The sequence below is a fragment of the Xanthobacter wiegelii genome (assembly GCF_043193855.2).
GTDB classification, from domain to species: domain Bacteria; phylum Pseudomonadota; class Alphaproteobacteria; order Rhizobiales; family Xanthobacteraceae; genus Xanthobacter; species Xanthobacter flavus_A.
In genome coordinates, this window is record NZ_CM195529.1 from 406,901 (window position 1) to 431,634 (window position 24,734).

Consider the following 24,734-nt stretch of genomic DNA (forward strand, 5'->3'; position numbering starts at 1 on the left):
CGCCAGCCTATTCCGGTCCTTCAACTCATCGCCTGAGGTCATCCGCCGCGTGGTGGTGATGTATGTACGCTACCCACTCTCGCTGCGGAATGTGAAGAATCTGCTCTTCGGGCGCGGGACAGAGTGGTCGATCATGGCCCCCGGTTACCTGTGAACGGGAAGTTTCGATGGCACGATCCGATCCCCGGAGCGATAGCAATGTCGGCGGGACCTGACGGGGCATTTCGCGTCAGCGAAGGTCAGCTTTCGGCCCCAAACCGGCCATTCGTCGTCGCCGCGGCGAACTTCCGGTTCTGGCGCTCGGCGGATGGCACAAAACAGCTACAACGGCGTAGAGCATGCTGACCTAAAGCCCGCACAGTTCCGTCCGGGAACGGCAATGTGCCGGAGCGATAGGCATCGAGCGCGGTCTGGTTGCCGAGAACCGCGCGCAGCTCGTCGAGCGGCGCGGCCTCGATCGCCGGTGCGATCAGTTCCCAGCTCCGATAGCCGTTCGGCAGCGTCACCCCCTAGACTGGTGAGGCGTCTGCCGGCGTATCGTCGGCGGCCCGGCTGGCCACCGACAGAGCCAGCGGCGTCGCGATGGCGACAAGGCCGGCAAGTGCGTAGAAGCGTTTCATGCGCTCGCCTCACGCCCGATCAACGTCCACGATCGCCTTGGCGAAAGCCTCCGGCGCTTCCTGCGGCAGGTTGTGCCCTATTCCGCCGGTGATGAGCCGGAACTCGTAGGGGCCGGTGAATTTCTTCGCATAGGCCTCGGGTGCCGGGTGAGGCGCGCCATTGGCGTCGCCTTCCATGGTGATGGCGGGAACGCCGATGGTCGGCAGCGTGGCTAGCTTCCGTTCCAGCGCATCATACTTCTCCTCGCCGCGCACGAGACCGAGCCGCCATCGATAATTGTCGATGCTGATGGCGACATGGTCGGGGTTGTCGAAAGCGGCGGCGGAACGGTTGAAGGTGGCCTCGTCAAAGGCCCATTTGGGCGAGGCCAATTCCCAGATCAGACGCGCGAAGTCGTGCGTGTACTGGCGGTAGCCCTTCTCGCCGCGCTCGGTGGCGAAATAATACTGGTACCACCAGGCGAGTTCCGCCTTGGGCGGAAGCGGAGTGCGGTTGGCTTCCTGGCTGCCGATCAGATAGCCACTGACCGATACCATGCCCTTGCAGCGCTCGGGCCAAAGCGCCGCGATGATGTTGACGGTGCGGGCACCCCAGTCGAAGCCGCCGAGCACGACCTTGTCAATCTTCAGTGCATCGAGGAAGGCGATGGCGTCGACGGCGAGCGCTGCCTGCTGGCCGTTGCGCGGCGTTTTCTCCGCGAGGAAGCGCGTGCCGCCATAGCCGCGAAGATAGGGAATGAGCACGCGATAGCCGGCCGCTGCTAAAATCGGGGCGACATCGACATAGGCATGGATGTCGTAGGGCCAGCCGTGCAGGAGCAGCACCGGCGGGCCATCGGCAGGGCCTTCCTCGGCGTAGGCGACGTCAAGCTCGCCGGCATGGATATGTTTGAGGGGGGAGAAACCGGCGTGCGTGGCGCGCGCGGAGGCAGCGGGTGGCGACGAACTTGGCTCGTCCGTCCTGGACTGGGCCGCCGCCACGGAAATGGCACCGAAGGGCATAGCAGCCAACCCTAGCGCGGTGATGCTGAGGAGGCCGCGTCTCTGCCGGTCGATTTCGTTGGTCATGTCAGGTCTCCAGCGTGTTGATGCGCGCTGATGAATGACGCCGTGACGTATCTGGCCTGTGTGGGACGGCGCCGGATTTGAAAGCGCGTGTAGACTTTCGTCGAAGGCACACATTGCGATACAAATCGCGGGGTGGGTGTCTCGAATGCACGCACAAGGCATGGCAGTCGGTCGATTTGAAACGTGTAGGTATCGAAATGCGTACCGGGGCCTTTGCGAGGCCGGCGGCTCGCGGCCTGGGCACACCAGGCCCGCCCCTCACTGAAAGGCAACGAGCGGCGATACCAAGGTCGCGCTCGCTGCCTGACAGGAAGCGCCGAGGGAGGCGCCGGCGCCTTGGTCACTGCTGATTGGCCGATTACCGGCCGATGGGGGCCGGAAGAGCGGCATGGACTGCGATGATCGCCGCCACCGGCGGCACGTCATCGGGGTTGGAATCCCAGGCGCAGGGCAGTGCCGCCAGCCCAAGCACTGCGAGAGCGATGATGAGAATGCGCATCGAACTCTCTTTCTCTGTACGTCCCTGCAAGTTTCCCGGAGCGCCTCCGGACCCAATCGGATCGCCGCCCTCCGAAGCGACGTTGAATCACCCTCGAGCCCGAACGCGACCCTTATTCGTTAGCAGGACTTCCAGTTGGCGTGGCAACTCTGGATGCCGCGCCGCCATGTCAGATCGAATTCAAAAAGAAATTTGTGGTTTGCTCCACCCCGTAAGCCACTGCGCGTTCGCGATCGTAGAGATCAACGTGTGTGGCGTCCGGCACGCTGTACAGAGTCTTGGGTTGTCCAGCTTTCGCAAATGCGTCGTGCGTCATCCAGGCCGTCACTGCTTTCTCTGCTGTAATCATGAGAAGCGGGCGAGGAGAAATCATTTTGATGAACCGGAACGCGTCGAACGTAGCCAGGCGATCAATGCTGTCCCATGTCAGCGTTTTGGCCGAACGTTCATGGCAATTTCGTGAAGTACAATAATATTCCCAGCCCTCGAAGAGATGCTGAGAGCCGGCGCGGGCCTCCTCCTCAGTGGCTGGAAATATCGGGAAGCCACCCATTTCACCTCCGCTGTACGCCTTGGTCCGCTCCCTTGCGGCAGTCTCCAAGAGTCCATCCAGCACCGACGGATCTTGCTTTCCATCCGCTCCTGCGCGGATCTGCAAGCCGACATCGACGGCAGCTATTGTCGCTACCGCCTTGATGCGGCGATCACCGGCCGCGGCCGACACGACATAGCCACCGGAAGCACAGATGCCCAAAATTCCCAGCCGTTCTGGATCGACGTCAGGCCTGTTCGACAAATATGAGGCGGCAGACTTGAAGTCTTCGACCCGCTGCGCCGGGTTTTCGAGAAACCGGGGCAGCCCCTCGCTTTCACCCTGATATGCCGCATCAAAGGTCAGGACACGAAAGCCATTGTCGGCGAGTTTTCGCGCGTAAAGTGCTGGAGATTGTTCCTTAACCGAAGAACCCGGATGGCCTACGATAATGGTCCTGCCATTGGACGTTTCCGGTGTATATAGATGGGCCCAAATCTTCAGGCCCGAACTGAGAAACGTGACGTTGCTTCGCATAACCGTTTCCCTTGTTGTTGGTGCTGACCTGCCTCCGGTTGACTGGGCCGTGTTTGCTGAAGGGTCCAGTTCAAGCAACACGGACTAGGCGGGCGTCGGCATAAAGACCGACTTCGTCTCCAGGAACGCTTCCAGACCTTCCGGCCCGCCCTCGCGCCCGATCCCCGAGAGCTTGTAACCGCCGAACGGCACGGACGGCGCCAGTTCCACTCCGTTGATCCCGACCTGACCGGTGCGGATCCGGCAGGCCAGGTGATAGGCGTGTTCGGGATCCCGGCTGTAGACGCTGCCGCTCAAACCGAGATCGCTGTCGTTGGCGAGGCGGATGGCTTCGTCCTCATCGCCATAACCCTGGATGGTGACGACGGGGCCGAAGATCTCCTCGCGAACGATCGTCATCTGCGGGGCGACATCGACGAAGATGGTCGGCTCGATGAAGTAACCTCGGTCGAACCGTGCGGCGCGCCCACCGCCAAGAACGACACGCCCCCCGTCCTCCACACCCTGGGCGATGTGGGCGAGGATGCGGTCGCGCTGGCGAGGGTTCAGCACCGGCCCGACCTGAGTCTGCCGGTCCCAGGGATCGCCGAGCCGCAGTTTGCCGATGATGCCGGCATAGGCATCGACCACCTCGCCGAGGCGTGCGTTCGGCACCAGGATGCGCGACTGGGAGAAGCAGATCTGCCCCGCGAACGGCATGGTGAAGGGAGCGAGCGCCGGCAGCGCCGTCGCGAGGTCGGCGTCTTCCAGAAGGACCGCCGCCGATTTGCCGCCGAGTTCCAGCGTTGTGCGCGCCATCCGATCCGCTGCGCTCAGGCCGATCTTCCGGCCGGCGGCGACACTGCCGGTGAAGCTGATCTTGTCGACCTGGCGGGAGGCGACAAGATGGGCGCTCTCATCACGATCGGCCGTGACGACATTGATAACGCCGGGAGGCAGGCCGGCCTCAGCCGCGCATTGGGCGAGGATCAACCCCTCCATCGGGCTTTCGATCGGCGCCTTCACGACCATGGTGCAGCCGGCTGCGAGGGCGGCGCCCACCTTATGGGCGGTGATCGGGAAAACCGCGTTCCAGGGCGAGATCAGCGCCGCGACGCCGACCGGTTCCCGCCGCACGCGGGCATGGCCGCGCATGGTGGGCCGCCGGTCCTCAAACACATAGCTGCCAGCGAGTTCGGCGTAGTAATGGTAGCGGGCAAGGCCAGTCTTCACCAGCATCTCGGCGAAGGCGATCGGCATGCCGACCTGCGCCGTGGCCAATCGGGCCAGCAGATCGGAACGCAATTCCAGTCGCTCGAGCAGGCGCCGCATGTAGACCGAGCGCTCAGCGCCGCTCATGCGTGGCCATGGACCGTCCTCGAAGGCGGTGCGAGCGGCGGCAATGGCGTCATCGATGTCGCTCGTGTCGGCGAGGGTGACCTCGAATACCGAGTCTTCGGTCGCCGGATGCACGACTGCGATCCGCCGGTGCGAATGGGGCGTGATCCATTCCCCGCCGACATGGAAACAGTCGAGCAAATACGGGGCGAGTTCGTCTTTGATATCAGGCATGTCAGCCTCCGTTACAGGGGAGAGGCTGAAGGGACGGCGTATCCCCGATGTGTCCGGCGAGCCGCCGATTTGTCTGCGACTGTATCGAGCCGCCTTCAGCCGAAGGTGAAGGCATAGGCATGCGCGCCCGGCGCCAGGAATCGGATCTCGAAGCGGCGCACGCGCACTGAGCCGGACTGGCGCACGAGCTGATAGAGCCGCGTGTCCGCTATCACCCCATAGCCGTCAGCATTGGTGTCCGCCCCATGGTCGGCACCCGGCGGGCTGCCATCCAACGTCACTCTGAAACGGACCGGCCGACCATCGGCAGAGGGTCCGAGGACAAGGTGCAGGTCGCGCGCCTCGAAGCGATAGGCGAGGGCCGCATCGGGCGCCTTGGCTTCCGCATGGTCGGAGGCGATGGTCCAGGTGCCGGACAGCCCCCATGTGTTCGGCGCCAGATCGCCGATCGTATAGTTGCGCGGCTGATCCATGCCGAGACCTTGCGGGGATCTGAAGCCGGTCGCCTGCGCGTAGCCGAGATAGGTTTCGCCCGATCGAAGCGCGGCGAGGTCCGGCGGGGCCTCGACACCGGAGGCGTGAGGCGCCACCTCGTCTGCCTGTGCCGGGCGATGACCTGCGGTCTCGGCCAGCAGTTCGCGGATCACCTCCTCGGATCGCTCATAGCCACCCTCGCCGAACTGGTGGTGGCGAATGCGGCCTTCCGCATCGACGAAGTAAAGCGCCGGCCAGTAATTGTTGCGGAAGGCGCGCCAGATGCGGAATTCATTGTCGACCGCCACCGGATAGGTGATGCCGAAGCGGTCAATCGCCCCTTTTACATTGTCGATCTTTTTCTCGAAGGCGAACTCAGGAGAATGCACGCCGATGACGACGAGGCCCTGCTCCCTGTACGTCTCGGCCCAGGCGCGCAGATAGGGCAGCGTGCGGATGCAGTTGATGCAGGAGTAGGTCCAGAAGTCGACCAGCACGACCTTGCCGCGCAGTGACTGTGTGGTCAGCGGCGCGGAGTTCAGCCAGGCCGTCGCACCGTCGAGCGCGGGCAGCGCGCCTTCGACCGGCAGGCGGCTCTGATAAGCCGGCACTGTCGCGTCGTTGAGAGCCAGACCCTCTTGCCTGACGGGGGCAGGAGAAGCGCCGAAGCGCTCCAGCAGCGATTGCTCGATGCCGGCAGTGCTGGCGTAGGAAAGACGCGCCAAAGCGCCGGTATCGAATCCGAATGCGATCGCGACCACACCGGCAAGTACCGCGATGCCGAGTGCCTGCCTTATCCGCTCGCCAATGCCGAGCGAGCGCTTCATCACGGCCAGCACGCGCCCGCCCGCAAGAACCGCGACCGCCAGCGACGTGGTGGCACCGGCGGCATAGGCGACGAGCAGAAGGGTGGTCCGGCCATTGGCGCCGTTCAACGCGGCACCGGTCAGCACCAGGCCAAGAACGGGGCCGGCGCACGGTGCCCACAGCAGGCCGGTCGCGACGCCGAGGAGCAGCGAACCGCCGACATTCACCTCCCCGGTCTCGTGGTTGGGCAAGAGGCGAATGCCCAACGCCACGAAGGGCGCGGCGACGATGGTCGCCACCACGGGGGAAAGCAGCGACAGCCCGAGCACCACCAGCACCACCACGGCAGCGGCGCGACCGATCTCATTGACAGTCACGACCCAGCCGCCGCCCGCAGCGGCCAGAGTGGCAACCAGCGCGAAGGTGGCCGCCATGCCCGCCAGCATCGGCAGGATGCCGCGCCAGAACGAGGCTTCGGCACGGGCGAAGACGAAGGGCAGGACGGGCAGGATGCAGGGGCTGAGGAGGGTCAGCCCGCCGGCGAGATAGGAGATGGCAAACAGGAGCATGGGGGGCCTCGTCCGGTTTCGGCGGGCGGGCACCCGCGGCGGAACCTGCCGCGCGGCGCGCGGCAGGCGAGGAAAGGGGGTTTCGCGGGGCCGCCGGAAGGCGCGGCGCTACTTGACGGGCGCCGTCGCTGCCTCGGCGATCACTTCGGCGACGGCTTCGGGGCGTGAGAGATAGACCGCGTGGCTCGATTCCACTTCACGCACCCGGCTTTCCGCGCGCTTGGCCATCTCGCGTTCGAGATCGGGATTGATCGAGCGGTCCTGCGTCGCGACGATGGCCCAGCTCGGCTTTGCCTTCCACGCCGGCTCGCCGACGGCGGTGGTGAAGGCGCCCTTGGCGGTGAAAACCTGCGAGCGGGCGAGGAAATCGGCCTCCGCCTTCGGAAGATCGGCGGCGAAGGCGGCCGGGAAGGCCTTGGGATCGAGATAGAGATAGCCGTCCGGCGTCGCCTTGATCGCGTGCGGGTCGGCACCCGGCACCGGCTTGCTGGCACCAAGCGCGGCGAGGGTCTCGCCCCGTTCCGGCTGGAAAGCGGCGACATAGACCAGCGCAGCGACCTTGTCGTCCCGGCCGGCCTCGGTGATCACCATGCCGCCATAGCTGTGCCCGACCAGCACGGCCGGACCCTCCTGCAATGCCAGCACGCGACGGGTGGCCGCGACATCGTCGGCGAGCGAGGTCTCCGGCTCCTGCACGATCGAAACGCGATAGCCATTGGCCGACAGGATGTCCGACACCTTGCGCCATCCCGAGCCGTCGGCGAAGGCGCCGTGGACGATCACGACGTTCTTGATAGGTTCGGCAAACGCCGGGAACGGGGCGACGGCGACCATCAGGCCTAAGGCGATGGCGGCGGGAATCGTGCGGACAGGCATGGGCGGGTTCCTTCATTGGGTTAAATTCAATGAAGGGTCGGTACAACGGGTATGTAGGCGGGAGTTGTTCACCTCCGCCCGAAGTTGTCTGCGCACGTAACGCGGTCGCGGCCGGATACATGCGGATACAAATCGCTTCCGCATCAAGGGCGCGCCCCCACTAGAAGGGGGCGGAAGACGGGGTTGAGCCGCAATGGAACATATCGACCACATCCTCATCGTCGATGACGACCGCGAAATCCGCGATCTGGTGTCCGGCTATCTCAGGAAGAACGGCCTTCGCGTCACCATCGCCGCCGATGGCCGGCAGATGCGTGCCTTTCTCGACGCCGACCGCGTCGATCTCATCGTGCTCGACATCATGATGCCGGGGGATGACGGGCTGGTCCTGTGCCGCGAACTGCGCGCAGGCCGGCACAAGACGACGCCGGTGCTGATGCTGACCGCCCGCAATGATGAGACAGATCGCATCGTCGGCCTGGAGATGGGAGCCGACGATTATCTCGCCAAGCCTTTCGCGGCGCGCGAACTGCTTGCTCGCATCAAGGCGGTGCTACGCCGCGCCCGCATGCTGCCGCCGAATCTCCAAGTCACCGAGGCCGGGCAGTTGCTCACCTTCGGCGAGTGGTGCCTCGACACCGTGGCGCGCCATCTGCTGGATGGCGAAGGCACGGCGGTGGCATTGAGCGGAGCCGAGTACCGGCTGCTGCGCGTGTTCCTCGACCACCCACAGCGGGTGCTGTCCCGCGACCAGTTGCTGAACCTCACGCAGGGCCGCGAGGCTGAGCTGTTCGAGCGTTCCATCGACCTGCTGGTGAGCCGAGTGCGCCAGCGCCTGCGCGACGATGCGCGCGAGCCGGCCTATATCAAGACCGTTCGGAGCGAAGGCTATGTGCTGGCGATGCCGGTCGAAATAACACAGGCGCGACGATGAAGGGCGGCGCCCGCCTGCGCGCGCTGCCGCGTCTGCCGCGAACCCTGCGCTGGCGGCTCTTCCTTATTCTGTTCGCCGGCCTCGCGGCGGCGCATGCGCTCTCCTTCGCCGTGCTGTTCTATGAACGCACGACCAGCGCCAGGGCGGCGATGCTGACGTCGCTCGAATATGACGTCGCCACCTCCATCGCCCTGCTCGACCGATTACCCGCCGATGAACGCGAGACATGGCTGCCCGTTCTGGCCCGGAACAACTATCACTACGAGTTAGGGGCTGGTTTGCCCGGCGTCCCGGAGTTGAGCGCGCGCGCGACCGAGATCGCCCGAACGATCAATGCCGCGGCCGGAAGCCGCTTCCCGGTGCGCGTCGACAGTCTCCCCGGCGAGGGGCGGGAACACCTGCAGGCCCATGTCACTCTGAGTGACGGCTCAGTGGTGACGATCGACATATTGCCGAGTCTCATGCCGCTGGCGAACTGGCTGCCCTATGTGCTCGCGCTCCAGCTCGTTCTTCTCATCCTCAGCACATGGTTCGCCGTCCGTCTCGCGATCCAGCCGCTGCGGCGCCTCGCCAATGCCGCCGAGACGCTCGATCCGGCTCGCGATGCCGATCGGCTGGAAGAAGGCGGGCCGCATGAAGTGGCCCATGCCGCCCGCGCCTTCAACGCGATGCATGACCGGATCGCTCATTACCTGCAGGAGCGCGTTCAAATTCTCGCTGCCATCTCTCATGATCTCCAGACACCAATCACCCGCATGAAGCTGCGCGCGGAGATGGCGGAGGAAAGTCCCGAGAAAGACAAGCTCACAACCGACTTGTCGGAGATCGAGCGGCTGGTGCGCGAAGGCGTCGCCTATGCCCGCAGCGCGCATGGCCATCACGAAAAGCCGGCCCGCATCGACCTCCGCTCTTTCATCGAGAGCCTCGTTTTCGATTATCAGGACATCGGGAAAGCGGTGCGCCTTGTCGAAGCGGCTGATTTGGTGGTGACGACACGGCCGCATGCGCTGCGCCGCATCCTGACAAATCTCATCGATAACGCGCTGAAATTCGGCGGCGAGGCGCAGATTGAGGTGAGAAGCACCGCCGGCGGGATCGTCTCCATCGCCGTGCTGGATGACGGCCCCGGAATTCCCCCGGACAAGATCGACGCCGTAATGCAGCCTTTTTACCGGCTGGAACACTCGCGCAACCGCGATTCCGGCGGCACCGGTCTCGGCCTCGCCATCGCCCAACAACTGACGCAGGCGATCGGCGGCACGCTGACCCTTGCCAACCGCCCGGAAGGCGGGCTCGCGGCGACGCTTCGGCTCGGTTGACGTCAGAACTCCACGATCGCCGTTGAGCTGCGTTACGCCGCGACCTCCGTTTTCGGCTCCAGAAAGGATTCAAGGCCGAAGACCCCGAACTCGCGGCCGATGCCGGATTGCTTGACGCCACCGAAGGGAGCAATCAGCTCGGGCCGCAGAGTGTTAACGAGCACGGTGCCGGCCTGCAGCCGATCCGCCACCTTCAGCCCATGTTCGCGATGGCCGGAAAAGACATAGGCATAGAGACCATAGGCGGAATCATTTGCGATCTCGATCGCTTCCTCTTCGTCGTCATAGGCGATGATTGACAGCACCGGGCCGAAGATCTCGTCCCGCGCGATGTCCATGTCGTTGCTCACATCGGCGAAGATGGTGGGCCTGACGAAATAGCCTCTCTGAAACCCCTCGGGCCGGCCTTCGCCGCCAGCAATGATTCTGGCGCCTTGCTCCAGCCCGCGGGCGATGTATCGCTGGATGCGATCATATTGCGCCTGACTGGCGACGGGACCGATCGTGGTGAAGGGATCGCGCGGGTCGCCAACGTGCAAGCCGGCGATGGTCGACCCCACCAACTGAACCACCTCGGCGAGGCGGCTGCGCGGAACGAGGATCCGGGTTCCCGCGATACAGGCTTGGCCATTATTGTTGAAGCCGCCATTAAGCGCCAGCGGCACGGCGATGGCAAGGTCGGCATCGTCGAGGATGATCGATGCGGATTTGCCCGACAGCGACAAGCTGACCCGCTTCATGCTGTCAACCGCCGCACGGGCAATGATCTTGCCGGTAGCGGTCGATCCGGTGAAGGAAATCCGTGCGACGTGGGGGTTAGTGGCCAGTTCATCGCCGACATCGGCGCCACGGCCGGTAACGACATTGACCACGCCATCCGGCAGGCCGGCGCCATGCAGCGCTTCCGTGACCGCCTGCGTCTGGAGCGGACTGAACTCGCTCGGCTTGATGACCGAGGCGCAGCCCGCAGCGAGGGCGGAGGCGAGCTTGCTGCAGATCGTTCCGGCGACGCTGTTCCACGGCGCGATGAGCGCCGATACGCCGACCGGCTCCAGGCGCACGCAGGCATCGCCGATCTCTCGAGTAAAGCTGTAGTCCTCCAGGATCCGGGCCATCGACCCGAAGACCTGCGAGGCGTATTGAGTGACGAAGCCGATGCGCGCGGCGGGAGCGCCATATTCGGCGATAGTGGCCTCGGCGATATCGGCGGACCGGGCCGCGAGCGCGGCCTCAAGCCGCCGCAGCATCTCGATGCGCTGTTGTTTGCTGCTCCGTCCAATGTCGGGCTGGGCCCGCCGGGCTGCCTCGATCGCGCGTTGCGCATCCTCCCGGTCGGCGAGGCGGGCCTTGGCGATGACACTCTCGGTCGCGGGATCCACGACGTCGAGCCACTCGCGCCCCTGAACCGGGACGAAGCGGCCCGCGATATAGGCCGTGCTGATGATTCGCATGCTGTGTTCCTTGATTGGATGCGGCCCCCAAGGCGCCGCGACCAGGGATCGGGATCGTCGGCCAGATCGCCGGCTCTCATGAGCCTAGGCCCGCCGTGCCCGCCGCGATGGCCGGAAAGCCCGGCAAAATGCACCCGAGGCGACGCCCGCCGCCCCTAGGTGCGCCGGCTCGGTTCGCCGAGTTCCAGCCGGCGCTCGATGCCGATACTGGCGAGGAAATGCTCGTCATGGCTGACGACGAGCAGAGCGCCGTCATAGGCGCGCAGGCCGGCCTCAACGGCGTCGATGGAATCGAGATCGAGGTGGTTGGTCGGCTCGTCGAGGACAAGCAGTGCGGGTGGGTGAGGCCCCCCGAGCACGCAGGCGAGCCCGGCGCGCAGCGTCTGTCCGCCACTCAGCGTCCCCACCTGCCGCAGCGCGCTGTCCGCGCGGAACTGGAAGGCGGCAAGGGCGGCGCGACAGGCATTCTCGGTGCTCCCGGCATTGAGGCGCATGAAATTATCGCGGATGGTCAGGTCGGGATCGAGCAGGGTGACGTTCTGGTCGAGCATGGCCATGGAGACACCCAGATCCACGCCGCCCTCCAGAGGAGGAAAGGTACCGGCTATCAGCTTCAGCAGAGTGGTTTTTCCGGCGCCGTTCGGCCCGACGATGGCGACCCGCTCCGGGCCGACCATCGCGAAGCAGAGGGACGTAAGCAGGGGGCGATCCACCTCGTGCCCCATGGTGACTGAATCAAGCCGCAAAACCTGCCGGCCCGCCGGCAACTGCGTCGACGGCAGAACGACACGGAGCTTGTCGAAGGCTTCGACCTTCGAGCGCGCCTCCGCGAGCGCATCGGACGCTTCCGCGAGCCGGCGGTCGGAGAGGCGCGACCCGTGGCCCCGACTGGCCTCGGCCCGTTCGCGGCGCGCCCCCAGCAGCAGGCGTGGAAGATCGCCGCGCGCGCCATCGCGGGCACCGGCAGCGTCGCGGCGGTCCTGGCGTTCCAGCGCCGCCTGCGCCTTGCGGCGCGCCTGCGCAACCTGCTTGTCAGCTTCGGCCAACGCGTGCTGCGCGGCATCGGCTTCGCTCTGCTTGCGCGCTCGGTACAGGTCCCAATTGCCGCCATAGCGGGTCGCGCCGAGCGATGACAGTTCGACGATGGCATGGACATGTGCAAGCAGGTCGCGATCATGGCTCACGACGATCGCCCCGGATCGCCAGCCGCGAAGAAGCTCCACGACCGCCTGCCGACCCGCCCGGTCGAGATTGTTGGTCGGCTCGTCCAGCAGCAGGAAGTCCGGTGCGGCGAACAGCGCGGCGGCGAGCGCCGCGCGGGTCTGCTCACCACCTGACAATCGATCCAGCCGGGCGTCGGCAGTCGCGTCAAGCCCCATGCGGCCCAGCGCCTCCTGCATGCGCGTCTCGATAAGCCAATCGACCTCGGCGAGTTCGCCCGCTTCCGCCCGGCCGGCCTCCGCCTGCCGCAGCGTCGCCAGCGCATCGGAAATCTTGAACAGATCGGCGATCGTCTGCCCGGTCGGCGGCCGTACCGTCTGGCGGAGAAAATACACCGTGCCATCCACATGCACCGATCCCGCCGCCGGCGTCCGTTCACCCGCAATGAGCCTCAGCAGCGTGGATTTGCCGACCCCATTGCGGCCGATAAGCCCCGTGCGCTCCTGGCCAAAGACAAGATCGAGGCCGGAAAAGAGCGGCTGCCCGGCCGGGGTGAGCCAGGTGAGCCCGGCGAGGCGGATTGATGCCACGTTCGGATGCCTCTAGAAAACGACACGATATCGTGCTGTTATCAGGTGGGCGCCGAAAACGCAACGATACCGTGCCGTTTCGACCAGGAGCACAGGATGAACTCACCGCCAAGGCCGGGGGGGCGGCCCAGCCGACAGCAGGCCGCGGCGCTGGATGCCCGGCTGCTTGACGGCGCCCGGGCGGCGTTCGGGCGAAAGGGCATCGCGAACACCTCGCTGGAAGAAATCGCCACGAGTCTCGGCATCTCCAAGCACACTCTCTATCGCCGCCATGCGAGCAAGCAGGCCCTGCTGGATGCCGTGGTCGAACGCGACATGCATGCCTTTCGCGAGGCGCTGCTGGCGGCGTCGGTCGACGGCGACACCGGGGATCCGCTGGAGGCGCTCCGCCGCGTGGCCCACCGCTATGTCGAGATCGGCAGCCGCCGGGAATATGCCGCCTTCTATTTGTCCGTCTGTGCCGAGGCGGCCCTGTCCGCCAATTTGAGGCACCGCCTCGCCCTCTGGTCGGAACGGGCTCTGGAGCCGCTGAGCAAGGCGATCGGCGCGGCTCAGGAGGCCGGGCTGCTGCGCGCAGAGAGCCCCGCCGAGATTACCGGGCTCCTCATCGATCTGCTCGAAGGCGTGAACAACCGCCTCCGCCTCGCACCCGTCGAGGAGGATGACGGGGAGGTGCTGACGTTGCTGTTCGACCGACGGTGGGCCGCCTTCCTCGCCGTAACGGCCACGGACGGGGCGCGCGCGTGAACTGGTCGGAAACCCGCACGCGCAGACGCGGTCATAGGGCTATGGCGTACACGTAGTTCTCTTCTTGGTCGCTCGCGGCCCGCCAGATACCTTTAAAACCCAACAAAACAAAGACTTAATTCGACGCGTGGTCGCGACCCCCTCAATTTGCCCCACATTTTGTTTGTGTATCCACAAAAACGGGGGAGGATCATAATCCAGCTTGAAGTTCGTTCTGGCCCAATGAGAGGACCAGAACATGAGGCGCAGCCGCTTCACCGAGGAGCAAATCATCGGCATCCTGAAGGAGCACGAGGCCGGGGTGCCGGTCTCGGACCTGTGTCGCTAGCACGGGGTCAGCGATGCCAGCATCTACAAGTGGAAGGCCCGTTTCGGCGGGATGGACGTGTCGGAGGCCAAGCGGCTGCGCGAGCTCGAGGACGAGAGCGCCAAGCTGAAGCGCATGCTCGCCGACGCGCCTGGAGAGTCGCCTCGCACTAGGCGCCAGATCTGGAGCCTAGTGCGAGCCTCAATCCTTCTTTGTAACCAAAGGACACGTCGAGAGGGAAAGGGGCTGGAACGCCTGGTCGCCCGGGATCGTGGCGATCAGGTTGTAGTAGTCCCAGGGGCCTTTCGATTGCGCGGGCGTCTTGACTTGAAACAGATACATGTCGTGGACCATGCGGCCGTCCACGCGGATCTTCCCGTTTTTGTAAAAGACATCATTGACCGGAATCTCGCGCATCTTGCGCATGACGGCCTCAGTCTCGTCCGTCCCGGCTGCTTCGACCGCCTTGAGATAATGCAAGGTCGCCGAGTAGGTCCCGGTCTGGAGCATGTTGGGCATGGCTTTCATCTTCTCGAAGAAGCGCTGGGACCATTTCCGCGTGTCGTCGTTCATGTCCCAGTAGCTTGCCTCGGTGATGGTAAGGCCCTGCGCCTCCTTCAGCCCCAGGCCGTGGACGTCGTTGATAAATCCGGCGAGCGTGGCGAGCTTTTGTCCGCTTTGCGTGATGCCGAACTGGGCGGCCTGCTTGATGGAGTTGATGGTGTCGGCACCGGCGTTTGCCAGCGCCACCACCTTGGCGCCAGAGCCCTGCGCCTGCAGCAGGGCGGACGCGAAATCGGTCGTGCCGACCGGTAGCCGCGTGCTGCCGAGGACCTTGCCGCCGTTGGCGGTGACCACGTCGCCCGTATCCTTGGCGAGGCTGTGTCCGAACGCATAGTCGGCCACGATGAAATACCAGCTGTTATTCCCCTGCTTGACCAGGGCCGTGCCGGTGCTGTTCGCGATCGCGTAGGAATCATACGCCCAGTGAATCACATAGGGACCGCAGGCATCGTTCGTGATGCGGATCGAGCCGGGCGAACTGAGGGCGATGATCTTCTTCTTGTCCTTCGCCACTTCAAGCGCTGCCAGCGCCGGTGAGGAAGAGGCGACATCCAGAATCGCGTCAACGTTTTCGGAATCGAACCAGCGACGGGCAATGGCGCCGCCGATGTCGGCCTTGTTCTGGTGATCGGCGAAAACCACTTCGATGGGCTTTCCGAGTACCTTGCCGCCGAACTCCTCGACCGCCATTTTCGCGGCCGTTACAGCTCCCATCCCCGTAATATCGGCATAGACACCCGACATATCCTCAATCAGACCGATCTTCACCACATCGTCGGAGATCTTCGGTGTCTGTGCGGCGGCGAGCGAGGCCGCGACGAGCGCCATCGGCGCAAGAGCCGCCGACACGGTGAGAGCGTGACGGAGACGTTTCATCCCACGACTGGCCATTGATCCATCCCTTTGAATTTATTGTGGGCCGCACCTATTCGGGCGCTAAGCTCTGCGGCGGCTGCGGAATCTTACGGGTGGCCGATCCTTGGACACAATGTGGGAAAGCCACTGGGTTGAGCCCAGTGCTGTGCCCATCCCACATACCTCCGTTGGAAACGGGCTCAGTGCTTGCCACGTTCCGCACGGCTGGCAAACGCGGCGAGGCCCCGCCTGGCGTCCTCGCTCGTGAAGGTCCGCTGGCCGAGAGCCGCCTCGCGTGCGAAGGCCTCGTCCCAGGACGCGTCCTGAAGCGTCAGCGCCGCCTCCTTGATGGTCTGTATGGCGGTCGGGCTGAGCGCTGCGATCCCGTCGGCAATTTCGTGCGCGCGGGTCTCTACCACCTCGGGTGCAACGACCTGATTGACAACCCCGAACCGGACCATCTCATCCGGAGAGAAGCGCCTCGCCGTCAGCATGATCTCCATGGCGTGGGCATAGCCGATCTGCCGGACGAGGCGAACCAGTGTGCCGCCGGCGGGCACAAAGCCATGAACCGGCTCCGGCAACTGGAACACCGCGTCCGAAGAGGCGATGCGGATGTCGCTCGCGAGCATGATTTCGAAGCCACCGCCAATGCAGAGCCCGCGCACGGCGCAGACGAGGGGCTTGTGGAAGCGCTGCCCCTTGAGGTGGGCCGGATCCCAGGCGCTGATGTCGAAGCGGCCGCTCGCAAGGGCGGGAATGGACTCGGTCAGGTCGGCGCCCACGCAGAAGGCCCGCGTCCCTGCACCGGTGAGGACCACGGCATGGACGGTGTCATCGTCCCGCGCTTCGGCAAAGGCCTTGCCTAAATCCTCGTACATCTGAAGCGACAACGCGTTCAGCTTGTCGGGTCTGGCGATGCGGATGGTGGCGACGTTGCCGTCCTTGGTGAGTTCGATCGCCACGTCAGATCGCTCCCTGATCCGCAAGCCGCGCCAGGTCCTCGGCGGACAGGCCGGCGAGGTCGCCATAGACCAAGGCGTTGTGCTCGCCGACGTCGGGCGCCTTGGCAAAGGTCGTAGCGGGCGTTGCGGAGAGCTTCACGGGCTGACCGAACATGCGGACCATCTCGGCCCCGAGAGGCACATTCACGATCATCTCGCGCGCCGCGATGTGTGGATCCTCGACCACCTCTGCAATCGTCTTGATCGCGCTCAGCGGGATCGTGTCGCCCGCCATCTCTTCCAGTTCCGCCTTGGTGTATGTGCTGAACCAGCGCTCGAGGATCGGCCGTACCCGCGTTTCGGCCACCACCGGGTCGAACCTTTTCTCCATCGTGTCGATGGCCGGATCGGCGGCCACCTCAGGCTCGCCGAACATCTGGCAGGTGAGGCGCCAGAACTTGTCCGTATAGCCGCCGAAGAAGACGTATCCGTCCTTGCAGGGGAACTGTCCGTAGGGGCGCACGAAGGGATGTTCGCTGCCGAGCGGCGTGGCGACCTCGCCCTTGGTCGTGTAGCGCACTACGGCATTTTCGGTGAGGCTCAACACCGAGTCCTGCTGGGAGATGTCGACCACCTGGCCCTCGCCGCCCTTTTCGACCACCCGGAGCGCAGCCAGCGTCCCGATGGCGGCATAGAGGGAGGCGGCGAGATCGCCGATGATTGTCCCGACCCGCACTGGCGGTCGATCGGCATAGCCGTTCATGGACCAGAGCCCGCCAGCGGCCTGACCTGTATTGTCGAACGCTGGGCGGGAGGAGTTCGGACCGGTACGTCCGAAACCGCTGATGGCGGTGTACACGAGCTTCGGGTTCTCCAGCCGAAGGACTTCATAGCCGAGGCCGAGTTTTTCCATAGTGCCGGGCCGGAAATTCTCGACCAGCACGTCGACCTCGCGCACCAGACGCTTTAGCAGCGCCTTGCCCTCCTCCGTCTTCATGTTCAGCGAGATGCCGAGCTTGTTGCGGTTGAACTGGGTGAAGAAGGCACTCAACCCCGCGTCCTCGCCGGCCACAAAAGGCGGAAACGTGCGCGCATAGTCGGGGTCGTCGGGGTGCTCGACCTTGATGACGGTAGCGCCGAGATCGGCGAGGAGCATGGCGCAGTATGGACCCGCGACCACACGGGTGATGTCCAGCACCTTCAGCCCCGCCAGAGGCCCTCGCGGTGCATCAGCCGGGGTGCAACTGGTCCCCGTGGCAGATGGAAAATCGAGCGGCATGCTTACCTCCCCAGGCGAGGTTGTCCCGCGCCCTTGTTGATCTCGGCCCCGGCGCCGACCCTGCAGTTTCAGCACGCTCCAACCCCGTCCGACACCCCCGCGTCTCAGGCGGTCTCACGGCGATAGCGCCCGGCGCTTCGGTCCATTGTTCAGCCTGCCAGTTTGGGGGGGCTCGCGGGACGGAGAAATATGGCTGTGGCACATTTGGAAGTGCGAATGATGTGCATTATCACCATTCATGTACCATTTGTTCGTGCGAGAGTGGGCTAGCATCCGGGCTGGAAACGGCCAAGAAGACGTGCGCCCCGGGGAGGAAAAGATGTCGATCCAGCTCACGAGGGCTGCGGCTCACGCGGCGCCTGATTCGGTTTCATATTACCGAAATCTCCTCCGCCTTCTCAACGAGAACGCTGCCAATTCCAGCTTCGAGCGTCTCGCTGACGATATTCGGCGCCAGGTACGCAATGCTGATGCCGCCCGGGAATTGCTCTCCGACATCGCCGTCGCGACCCGCCTTCGCGATAGCGCCGAGCAGAAGCGCAAGCGCGAGGGTGAACTGACCGCGCTGAACGAGACCGCGAGGGACCTTGCGGGGCTGCGCGATACCGACCAGGTGCTCCGCGCCATCGTCCAGCGCGCTAAGCAGCTTTCGGGAAGCGACATCGCCTACCTCTCGGCGGCCGACGAGGAGCATGGCGATTTCTATGTGCGCGCCACCGAGGGCGTGATCTCGCGCGACTTCGCCACGATCCGCGTTCCAAGGAACATCGGCGTGTGCGGGAGCGTCGCCAAGAGCCGCAGCCCATTCCAGTCCAGCAACTATCCGGCCGATACGAAGTTCGACCATGACCGCGGAATCGACTGCGCCACCGCCGGAGAGGGGATTGTCTCCATCCTGGGCGTTCCGTTGGCGCTGGAGACCCAGGTCATTGGCGTGCTGTTTGTCGGCGACCGCTACGCGCGTTCTTACACGCCGCATGAGATCGCCGTGCTGTCCTCGCTCGCCACGTTCGCCGCGCTCGCCATCGAGAATGCACGACTTTTGGAAGAGGCTCGGCGCGCCTTGCGCATCGCGAAGCAGGCCAACGCGGCTCTCACGGCCAAGGCGGAGGATGTGGAAGAAGCGGCCGTCGCCCACGAGCAACTGACCGAACTGATTGCCCGCGGCGGTTCTCTGGAGGACCTAACCCGACGGGTCTCCAATCTGCTCAAGGGCGATGCCTGCATGCTGGACGACCGCCGTCGCCTCACCTGTGGCCAGTTGCCGGAGGATCTGGCCGATGAGGACCTTGCCAAGGCGATCCGAGACAGTGCGGTGCTTGGCCGTTCGGTCTCCCTGCGAAGTGCCGAGGGCGATATGACCCGCGTGGCGGCGGTGATGGGTGGCTCGGCGCGGTTGGGAGCGCTGCTCCTGACCCGAAAGCGGGAACTTTCAGAATCGGAGGTTCGCACGCTTGAACGCAGCGCCCTTGTTTCCGGTATTGTCCTCATGTCACTGGAGCGGGTGGCTCAAGCCACCTACCGGAACGTCTCGGACATCGTCGCAGCCTTGCTGCGTGGCGCCACGGACCCTTTCACGCCGGAATGCGCGCGGCGGCTGCCGAGCGGGGTCGCTCTATCATGGCCGATAACCCTCCTGCTGGTAGACGCGGGCGATGTGCCCGCAACCCGAATCTCGTCCGCATTGCGCTCCGGGCTTGGCGGCCGCGATACTATCCTGGCTGAATTCAACGGCGACGTGGTGATCGTGACCAGCGTCAGCAATCCCTCGGGTCTCGCCGAACGGGCTGCGGAAGCGCTGGACGAGGCGTTTCAAACGCGCTTCAGCATCGTTATCTCCGCGCCCGTTCCCGAACTCGACGGCGTCCCGGCCGCCTACCAGGCCCTACTCCGCGCCTGCGCACTGATGCACACGATCGGACAATCGGGGCAGATCATGTTCGAGAAGACGCTCTCCATCTACGCCCTGCTGTTCGAGCAAAAAGGCGAAGATGCCATCGAGCAGTTCGTCATGTCCGCAGTGGGCCCGCTGATCGAACACGACCTCCGGCGGAAGAGCAGGCTCACCGCGACGCTGCTTGCCTATATGGACAACGGCCACAGCCTTCATAAGTCCGCCGCCTCGCTGGGGATCCACGTGAACACCATGCGGCAGCGCCTGGAAAGCATCGGCGAGATCGCTCCGAACTGGAGCGAAGCTGGACGCACGCTCGACATTCATTTGGCGCTGCGCCTCAACGCCATTAGGCGGGGATGCTGATGGCCGAACTGGCTTCAAAACCAACGTTGCAGAGCAGCGCATCCCGGGTCGCGTGATCCTCGACGCGCGCCGGCAGAAGCGACACCTGCCCCGGATCAGTCCCGCCGATGTAGCCCATGAAAATGGCCGCCTCAGTAACGGGGCGGTTCAGAGCGACCTTCACCTGCCGCCCAACTGCGGACATTTCTCTCAGACCGGGTGGCTGTTCCACCGGGTCTTTCGAGGCGTCGGAACCTTGGGTGAAAATAAAGAGGCGCCAATACGCCGACTTGGGGAAGACGTCGCTGTTCTCCGAAAATGCTGCCGACAGCACTCTCGGAGCGCCAGCTTGAATAGGCCTGGCTAATATTGGTAATTCAGCGAAACATGAACACGCTCTATCGCCATTGGCCGCCAAGGATGGCTGTCAGCTCCTGTCCGGCGGCAAGCAGAACGGGGGACATGATCGCGATCTGAGCGGGTGTGAAACGGGTGCGCGGGCCCGAGATCGTCAACGCCCCCGCAAGAGCGATGCCGCCGGAAAAAACCGGCACCGAGATCGCCGCTGTTTCCGTGTCCCGCTCCCCCTGAGAGACCAAGGGCAGATTTGCGAGCAGCGCCCGGCGCTCCGCCACGTCCCGGGAGCGCGAGAAAGCCGTCAGCACATGCCCGGCGGCGCCCTTGTCGAGGGCAAGCACGTCGCCCTCGCGGATGTGGTCGCGGATGGGCTGATTGGAATCTTCCCGGAACAGGCAGACCCGCACCGGCCCGTCGCGATGGAAGAACGAGGCGCTCTCCCCGGTCTCCCGCACCAGCTCGCGCAGGATGGGGCGGACGTGCCGGTCGAGCCTGAAACTGCGCTGATAGAGGCTGCCGAGTCGCATTACCTCAAAGCCCAGCGCGTAGGTCTTGTCCGGCATCCGCACTAGGCATCCTGCGCGCTCCAGGGACACGGCAAGGCGCAAGAGGGTGCTCTTGTAGAAGCCCGTCCGCTCGGAAAGCTCGTGCAGGCTGAGCGCCGTGTCGCCATCCCGGAACGCCCCGAGGATGCGGAAGGCGCGGTCTACCGCCTCCACTCCGCCCGCGGACTTCGCGTCCTTCTCCCCGTCTGAAGACATACCGCCCCCCCCCCCCCGTCCATGCCGACGCACGCTCGGGCGGCGGTTGACACGCCCGGCTTGTGGCGATAGTTCTACTAGAAAGAAACTAGTTCTGTCTAGCAGAATTTTCAGGGAGGCGTGAGTGGAGCGCTATCAGCTCTTCATCGACGGCACATGGTGTGATCCGGCGTCCGGCGCGTGGTTCGAGACGAGCGAGCCCTTCTCGGGCGAGGCCTGGGCGCTGATCCCCCGCGGCAGCGCCGCCGATGCCGACCGCGCCGTCGAGGCGGCCCACCGCGCCTTCCTCTCGCCGGAATGGTCCTCGCTCACCGCCACCCAGCGCGGCGCGCTGCTGCGCAAGCTCGCCGGGCTGATCGAGGAGAATGTGGACCTGCTCGGCAGGATCGAGCAGCGCGACAACGGCAAGCTCATGGCCGAGGTCGCGGGGCAGGTCCGCAACGTGGCGCAGTGGTTCCACTATTATGCGGGGCTCGCCGACAAGGTCGGCGGCGACGTGGTGCCGATCAACAAGGCAGACGTCTTCAACTATACGAAGCTCGAGCCGCTGGGCGTGGTGTTGGCCATCACGCCATGGAATTCTCCCCTCGCGCTCACCACCTGGAAGATGGCGCCCGCCCTGGCTGCGGGAAACACCATCGTCATCAAGCCCTCGGAATACACCTCCGCCTCCCTACTGGAGCTGGCGAAGCTGGCTGAGCAGGCGGGCTTTCCGAAGGGCGTCGTGAATGTTGTGACCGGCTTCGGCCCCGAAGTGGGCGAGCCCCTGGTCCGCCACCCCCTCACCGCCAAGGTCGCCTTCACCGGCGGCGACATCGGCGGGCAGAAGGTGAACGAGGCGGCCGCGCCCGGCCTGAAGAAGGTGACGCTCGAACTCGGCGGCAAGTCGCCCAACATCGTGTTCGACGATGCCGACCTGGAGCAGGCGGTGAAGGGGGCGGTGGCCGGCGTGTTCGGGGCCTCCGGCCAGACCTGCATGGCGGGCTCCCGCCTGCTGCTGCAGGAGAGCATCCACGACGCCTTCCTCGCCCGCCTGATCGATGTGGTGAAGGACGCGAAGATCGGCGATCCCGCGTTGATGGAGACCCAGGTCGGTCCCATCGCCACCCGCGCGCAGTACGAGAAGATCCTGCGCATGATCGAGATGGGCAAGGAGGATGGCGCGACCCTCGCGCTCGGCGGCTATGCCCTGTCCGGCCCCGACTACGGCCAGGGGCAGTTCGTGGCGCCCACCATCTTCACCGACGTGCGCAACGACATGCGCATCGCGCAGCAGGAAGTGTTTGGGCCCGTCGTCTGCGTGCTGAAGTTCAAGGACGAGGACGAGGCGCTGGCCATCGCCAATGACGTGCCATTCGGACTCGCCGCCGGCGTGTGGACCAAGGACCTGCACCGCGCCCTGTGGTGCGTCGACCGCCTGAAGGCGGGCACCGTGTGGGTGAACAACTATCGCTCCACCAGCTTCGCCACCCCCTTCGGCGGCTACAAGCGCTCCGGCCTCGGCCGCGAGGGCGGCGTGGAGGCGATCAAGGAATATCTCCAGACCAAGAGCGTGTGGATCACCACCAAACCAAACCGCTCCAACCCCTTCATCCTGGGCTGAGGCGCGCCGTGGCATCCTCTCCCGATCCCGGCCAGTGGTGGCGCACCGCCATCATCGACATCGCGCCCGGCACCATCCGTGTGCGGGGCTACGCCATCGAGGACCTCATCGGCGCCGTCTCCTTTCCGGAGATGATCTGGCTGATGCTGCGCGGCGACCTGCCGAGCGCCGATCAAGCGGCGCTGCTCGGCGCGGTGCTTGTGGCGGCGGTGGACCATGGCCCGCAGGCGCCCTCCATCGCCATCGCCCGCATGGCCATGACCTGCGGCGTGGGCGTGAACAACGCCATGGCGTCGGCCGTCAATGCGCTGGGCGACGTCCATGGCGGCGCGGGCCAGCAATGCATGGAGCTGTACGCCGCCGTCGATGGCCGGGCCGGACACGGCATCGCCCTCAATGCCGCCGCCGGTGCCGAGATCGGCGCCCGCCTGTTGCGGCGCGAGCATGTGCCGGGCTTCGGCCATCGCTTTCATCCGGTGGACCCGCGCGCCGGACGCCTGCTGTCGCTGGTGGATGATGCCGCCTCGCGCGGCGCCGTCGGGGGCCGCTTCGCCGCCATCGGCCGCGCGGTGGAGGAGGCCCTCGCCGCCGCCAAGGGCAAGCGCCTGCCCATGAATATCGACGGGGCGACCGCCGTGGTCCTGTCGGAACTTGGCTTCGCGCCGGACGAGGGGCGCGGGCTGTTCATCCTTTCCCGCTCGGTGGGCATCCTGGCCCATGCCATGGAGCAGAAGGCGCAGGGCGGCCGCATCAAGGGGCCGATGCCGCCGGGGATTGCCTACACCTACGACGGAGCGGAGCCGCGTGCGCTTCCCCGGACCACCGCCTCGGCGGGAGGGACCACGCCATGATCCGTGAGAAGCGCCTGCCCCTTGCCGGGATCCGCGTGCTCGACTTCGGGCACACGGTCATGGGCCCGTCCTGCGCCATGATCCTCGCCGATCTCGGCGCCGACGTGCTGAAGATCGAGCCCGCTCCAGGCGGAGACCCCACCCGCCAGCTCCAGGGCTTCGGCATGGGCTATTTCGGCTATTTCAACCGCAACAAGCGCTCGCTGGCGGTGGACCTGAAGAGCGATGCGGGCCGCGAGATCGCCCACCGCCTCATCAAGGGCGCCGACGTGGTGGTGGAAAACTTCGCCCCCGGCACCATGGGCCGTCTCGGCCTCGATGCGGAGGCGGCCACCGCCCTCAACCCCCGGCTCGTCTATGCCAGCCTGAAGGGGTTCCTCGATGGTCCCTACGCCCATCGCCTCGCCCTCGACGAGGTGGTGCAGATGATGTCCGGCCTCGCCTACATGACCGGGCCGAGCGGCCGGCCCCTGCGGGCGGGGACATCGGTGGTGGACATCGCCGGCGGCATGTTCGCCGTCATCGCCATCCTCGCCGCGCTGCGCGAGCGCGAGGCGACGGGTGAGGGACAGGTGGTGGAGGCGGCGCTGTTCGAGACCACCGTCTTCCTCATGGGCCAGCATCTCGCCTATGCGGCGCAGACCAACGAGCCCATCCCGCCCATGCCCGAGCGCGTCTCGGCCTGGGCTGTGTACGAGCCCTTTGCGCTGAAAGACGGGCGACAGATCTTCGTCGGTATCACCACCGATGGGCACTGGCAGCGCTTCTGCGCGCTGGTCGGCTGGCAGGACATGCTGGCCGACGCCAGCCTCGCCACCAATAACGGCCGGGTCGCCGCCCGCGGACGCATCCTGCCGTGTTTTGCCTGCCTGTTCGGGTCGCTGACACAGGACGAGGCGGTGGCGCTGTGTGAGAAGGCGCGCATTCCCTTCGCGCCCATCGCCCGGCCGGAGGATCTGTTCCACGATCCCCATCTTGCCGCGACCGGCGGGCTGATGCCCACGCGCCTGCCCAACGGCGTGGAAACGCGCCTGCCGCGCCTGCCCATCCATATGGCCGAGGCGGACCTCTCGCTGCGCAGCGATCCGCCGGAGGTGGGAGCCGACACGGCCGACGTGCTCGAAGCCCTCGGCTACGCGCCGGACACCATCGCCGCCCTGGCGCGCGACGGCGTGGTGGCCATGGGCGTCACCGCGTCTCGCTGAAGCCGAACAACGACAATCAAACTCCGGGAGGAGA

At 65.4% G+C, this 24,734-nt stretch carries 21 protein-coding genes and 2 pseudogenes; 8 read left to right on the forward strand and 15 right to left on the reverse strand.

Annotated features, from left to right (window positions below; translation table 11 throughout):
* Positions 1-239 precede the first annotated feature (239 nt).
* From V5F63_RS01890 to V5F63_RS01920, 7 genes are all read right to left on the reverse strand, one after another.
* Positions 240-506 carry a cytochrome P460 family protein gene (locus V5F63_RS01890; RefSeq protein WP_394101417.1) on the reverse strand — a complete coding sequence of 89 codons (267 nt, stop codon included), beginning with the start codon at positions 504-506 and terminating at the stop codon, positions 240-242.
* 123 nt (positions 507-629) lie between these two features.
* A complete protein-coding gene (locus V5F63_RS01895; protein WP_394101596.1) occupies positions 630-1,688 on the reverse strand; it encodes an alpha/beta fold hydrolase in 1,059 nt (352 codons plus the stop codon).
* A gap of 358 nt (positions 1,689-2,046) precedes the next feature.
* On the reverse strand, positions 2,047-2,187 hold the full coding sequence (locus V5F63_RS01900) for a hypothetical protein (RefSeq protein WP_394030903.1): 141 nt from the start codon (positions 2,185-2,187) through the stop codon (positions 2,047-2,049).
* A gap of 169 nt (positions 2,188-2,356) precedes the next feature.
* The gene (locus V5F63_RS01905; protein WP_394101418.1) at positions 2,357-3,256 is read right to left on the reverse strand and encodes an alpha/beta hydrolase; all 900 of its coding nucleotides are present in this window, start codon (positions 3,254-3,256) and stop codon (positions 2,357-2,359) included.
* Positions 3,257-3,340: 84 nt separating this feature from the next.
* Positions 3,341-4,807, reverse strand: coding sequence for an aldehyde dehydrogenase (locus tag V5F63_RS01910; RefSeq protein ID WP_394030899.1), 1,467 nt, complete (start codon positions 4,805-4,807; stop codon positions 3,341-3,343).
* Between the two features lie 95 nt (positions 4,808-4,902).
* Complete coding sequence (locus V5F63_RS01915) at positions 4,903-6,657, reverse strand: cytochrome c biogenesis protein DipZ (protein ID WP_394101419.1); 1,755 nt, start codon at positions 6,655-6,657, stop codon at positions 4,903-4,905.
* A gap of 108 nt (positions 6,658-6,765) precedes the next feature.
* Complete coding sequence (locus tag V5F63_RS01920) at positions 6,766-7,533, reverse strand: alpha/beta fold hydrolase (RefSeq protein ID WP_394101420.1); 768 nt, start codon at positions 7,531-7,533, stop codon at positions 6,766-6,768.
* A gap of 193 nt (positions 7,534-7,726) precedes the next feature.
* Between V5F63_RS01920 and V5F63_RS01925 the strand changes: the two genes are divergently transcribed.
* Complete coding sequence (locus V5F63_RS01925; protein WP_394101421.1) at positions 7,727-8,467, forward strand: response regulator; 741 nt, start codon at positions 7,727-7,729, stop codon at positions 8,465-8,467.
* Positions 8,464-9,786: a sensor histidine kinase gene (locus V5F63_RS01930; RefSeq protein WP_394101422.1), complete on the forward strand. Its 1,323-nt coding sequence runs from the start codon at positions 8,464-8,466 to the stop codon at positions 9,784-9,786. Before V5F63_RS01925 ends, V5F63_RS01930 begins: the two co-directional genes overlap by 4 nt.
* Before the next feature lie 32 nt (positions 9,787-9,818).
* Here V5F63_RS01930 and V5F63_RS01935 read toward each other — a convergent pair whose 3' ends face one another.
* Complete coding sequence (locus V5F63_RS01935) at positions 9,819-11,237, reverse strand: aldehyde dehydrogenase family protein (RefSeq protein ID WP_394030915.1); 1,419 nt, start codon at positions 11,235-11,237, stop codon at positions 9,819-9,821.
* A gap of 155 nt (positions 11,238-11,392) precedes the next feature.
* Positions 11,393-12,988 (reverse strand): ABC-F family ATP-binding cassette domain-containing protein, encoded by a 1,596-nt coding sequence (locus V5F63_RS01940; protein ID WP_394101423.1) that lies wholly within the window; start codon positions 12,986-12,988, stop codon positions 11,393-11,395.
* 96 nt (positions 12,989-13,084) lie between these two features.
* Between V5F63_RS01940 and V5F63_RS01945 the strand changes: the two genes are divergently transcribed.
* Together V5F63_RS01945 and V5F63_RS01950 are read left to right on the forward strand one after the other, a co-directional pair.
* Entirely contained in the window at positions 13,085-13,735 is a 651-nt protein-coding gene (locus tag V5F63_RS01945) for a TetR/AcrR family transcriptional regulator (protein WP_209490140.1), read from the forward strand.
* Positions 13,736-13,973: 238 nt separating this feature from the next.
* Positions 13,974-14,192: pseudogene (locus tag V5F63_RS01950) on the forward strand (transposase); the annotation flags it as partial.
* A gap of 51 nt (positions 14,193-14,243) precedes the next feature.
* Here V5F63_RS01950 and V5F63_RS01955 read toward each other — a convergent pair.
* The 3 genes from V5F63_RS01955 to V5F63_RS01965 all read right to left on the reverse strand — a co-directional run bounded on the left by V5F63_RS01955 (position 14,244) and on the right by V5F63_RS01965 (position 17,684).
* A complete protein-coding gene (locus V5F63_RS01955; RefSeq protein ID WP_432445328.1) occupies positions 14,244-15,497 on the reverse strand; it encodes an ABC transporter substrate-binding protein in 1,254 nt (417 codons plus the stop codon).
* A 164-nt stretch (positions 15,498-15,661) separates the two neighbouring features.
* Entirely contained in the window at positions 15,662-16,426 is a 765-nt protein-coding gene (locus V5F63_RS01960) for an enoyl-CoA hydratase/isomerase family protein (RefSeq protein WP_209487460.1), read from the reverse strand.
* A 1-nt stretch (position 16,427) separates the two neighbouring features.
* Complete coding sequence (locus V5F63_RS01965; RefSeq protein ID WP_209487461.1) at positions 16,428-17,684, reverse strand: CaiB/BaiF CoA transferase family protein; 1,257 nt, start codon at positions 17,682-17,684, stop codon at positions 16,428-16,430.
* 319 nt (positions 17,685-18,003) lie between these two features.
* Between V5F63_RS01965 and V5F63_RS01970 the strand changes: the two genes are divergently transcribed.
* On the forward strand, positions 18,004-19,944 hold the full coding sequence (locus V5F63_RS01970; protein ID WP_209487462.1) for a helix-turn-helix domain-containing protein: 1,941 nt from the start codon (positions 18,004-18,006) through the stop codon (positions 19,942-19,944).
* On the opposite strand, the gene V5F63_RS01975 is transcribed toward V5F63_RS01970, so the two are convergent.
* The 3 genes and pseudogenes from V5F63_RS01975 to V5F63_RS01985 form a co-directional block, all read right to left on the reverse strand.
* Positions 19,928-20,257 (reverse strand): hypothetical protein, encoded by a 330-nt coding sequence (locus V5F63_RS01975; protein ID WP_209487463.1) that lies wholly within the window; start codon positions 20,255-20,257, stop codon positions 19,928-19,930. The genes V5F63_RS01970 and V5F63_RS01975 overlap by 17 nt on opposite strands.
* Positions 20,258-20,321: 64 nt before the next feature.
* A complete protein-coding gene (locus V5F63_RS01980) occupies positions 20,322-20,843 on the reverse strand; it encodes an IclR family transcriptional regulator (RefSeq protein WP_394101604.1) in 522 nt (173 codons plus the stop codon).
* 12 nt (positions 20,844-20,855) lie between these two features.
* A pseudogene (locus tag V5F63_RS01985) lies at positions 20,856-21,041 on the reverse strand (helix-turn-helix domain-containing protein); the annotation flags it as partial.
* 124 nt (positions 21,042-21,165) lie between these two features.
* Here V5F63_RS01985 and V5F63_RS01990 point away from each other — a divergent pair.
* Genes V5F63_RS01990 through V5F63_RS02000 form a run of 3 tightly spaced genes read left to right on the forward strand, consistent with a single transcriptional unit; the run spans position 21,166 to position 24,700 of the window.
* Complete coding sequence (locus tag V5F63_RS01990; protein ID WP_394101424.1) at positions 21,166-22,644, forward strand: aldehyde dehydrogenase; 1,479 nt, start codon at positions 21,166-21,168, stop codon at positions 22,642-22,644.
* A gap of 8 nt (positions 22,645-22,652) precedes the next feature.
* Positions 22,653-23,495, forward strand: a complete 843-nt coding sequence (locus tag V5F63_RS01995) for a citryl-CoA lyase (RefSeq protein WP_394101425.1) — start codon at positions 22,653-22,655, stop codon at positions 23,493-23,495.
* Positions 23,492-24,700 carry a CaiB/BaiF CoA transferase family protein gene (locus tag V5F63_RS02000; RefSeq protein ID WP_209487467.1) on the forward strand — a complete coding sequence of 403 codons (1,209 nt, stop codon included), beginning with the start codon at positions 23,492-23,494 and terminating at the stop codon, positions 24,698-24,700. The genes V5F63_RS01995 and V5F63_RS02000 overlap by 4 nt, the downstream gene beginning before the upstream one ends.
* Positions 24,701-24,734 lie beyond the last annotated feature (34 nt).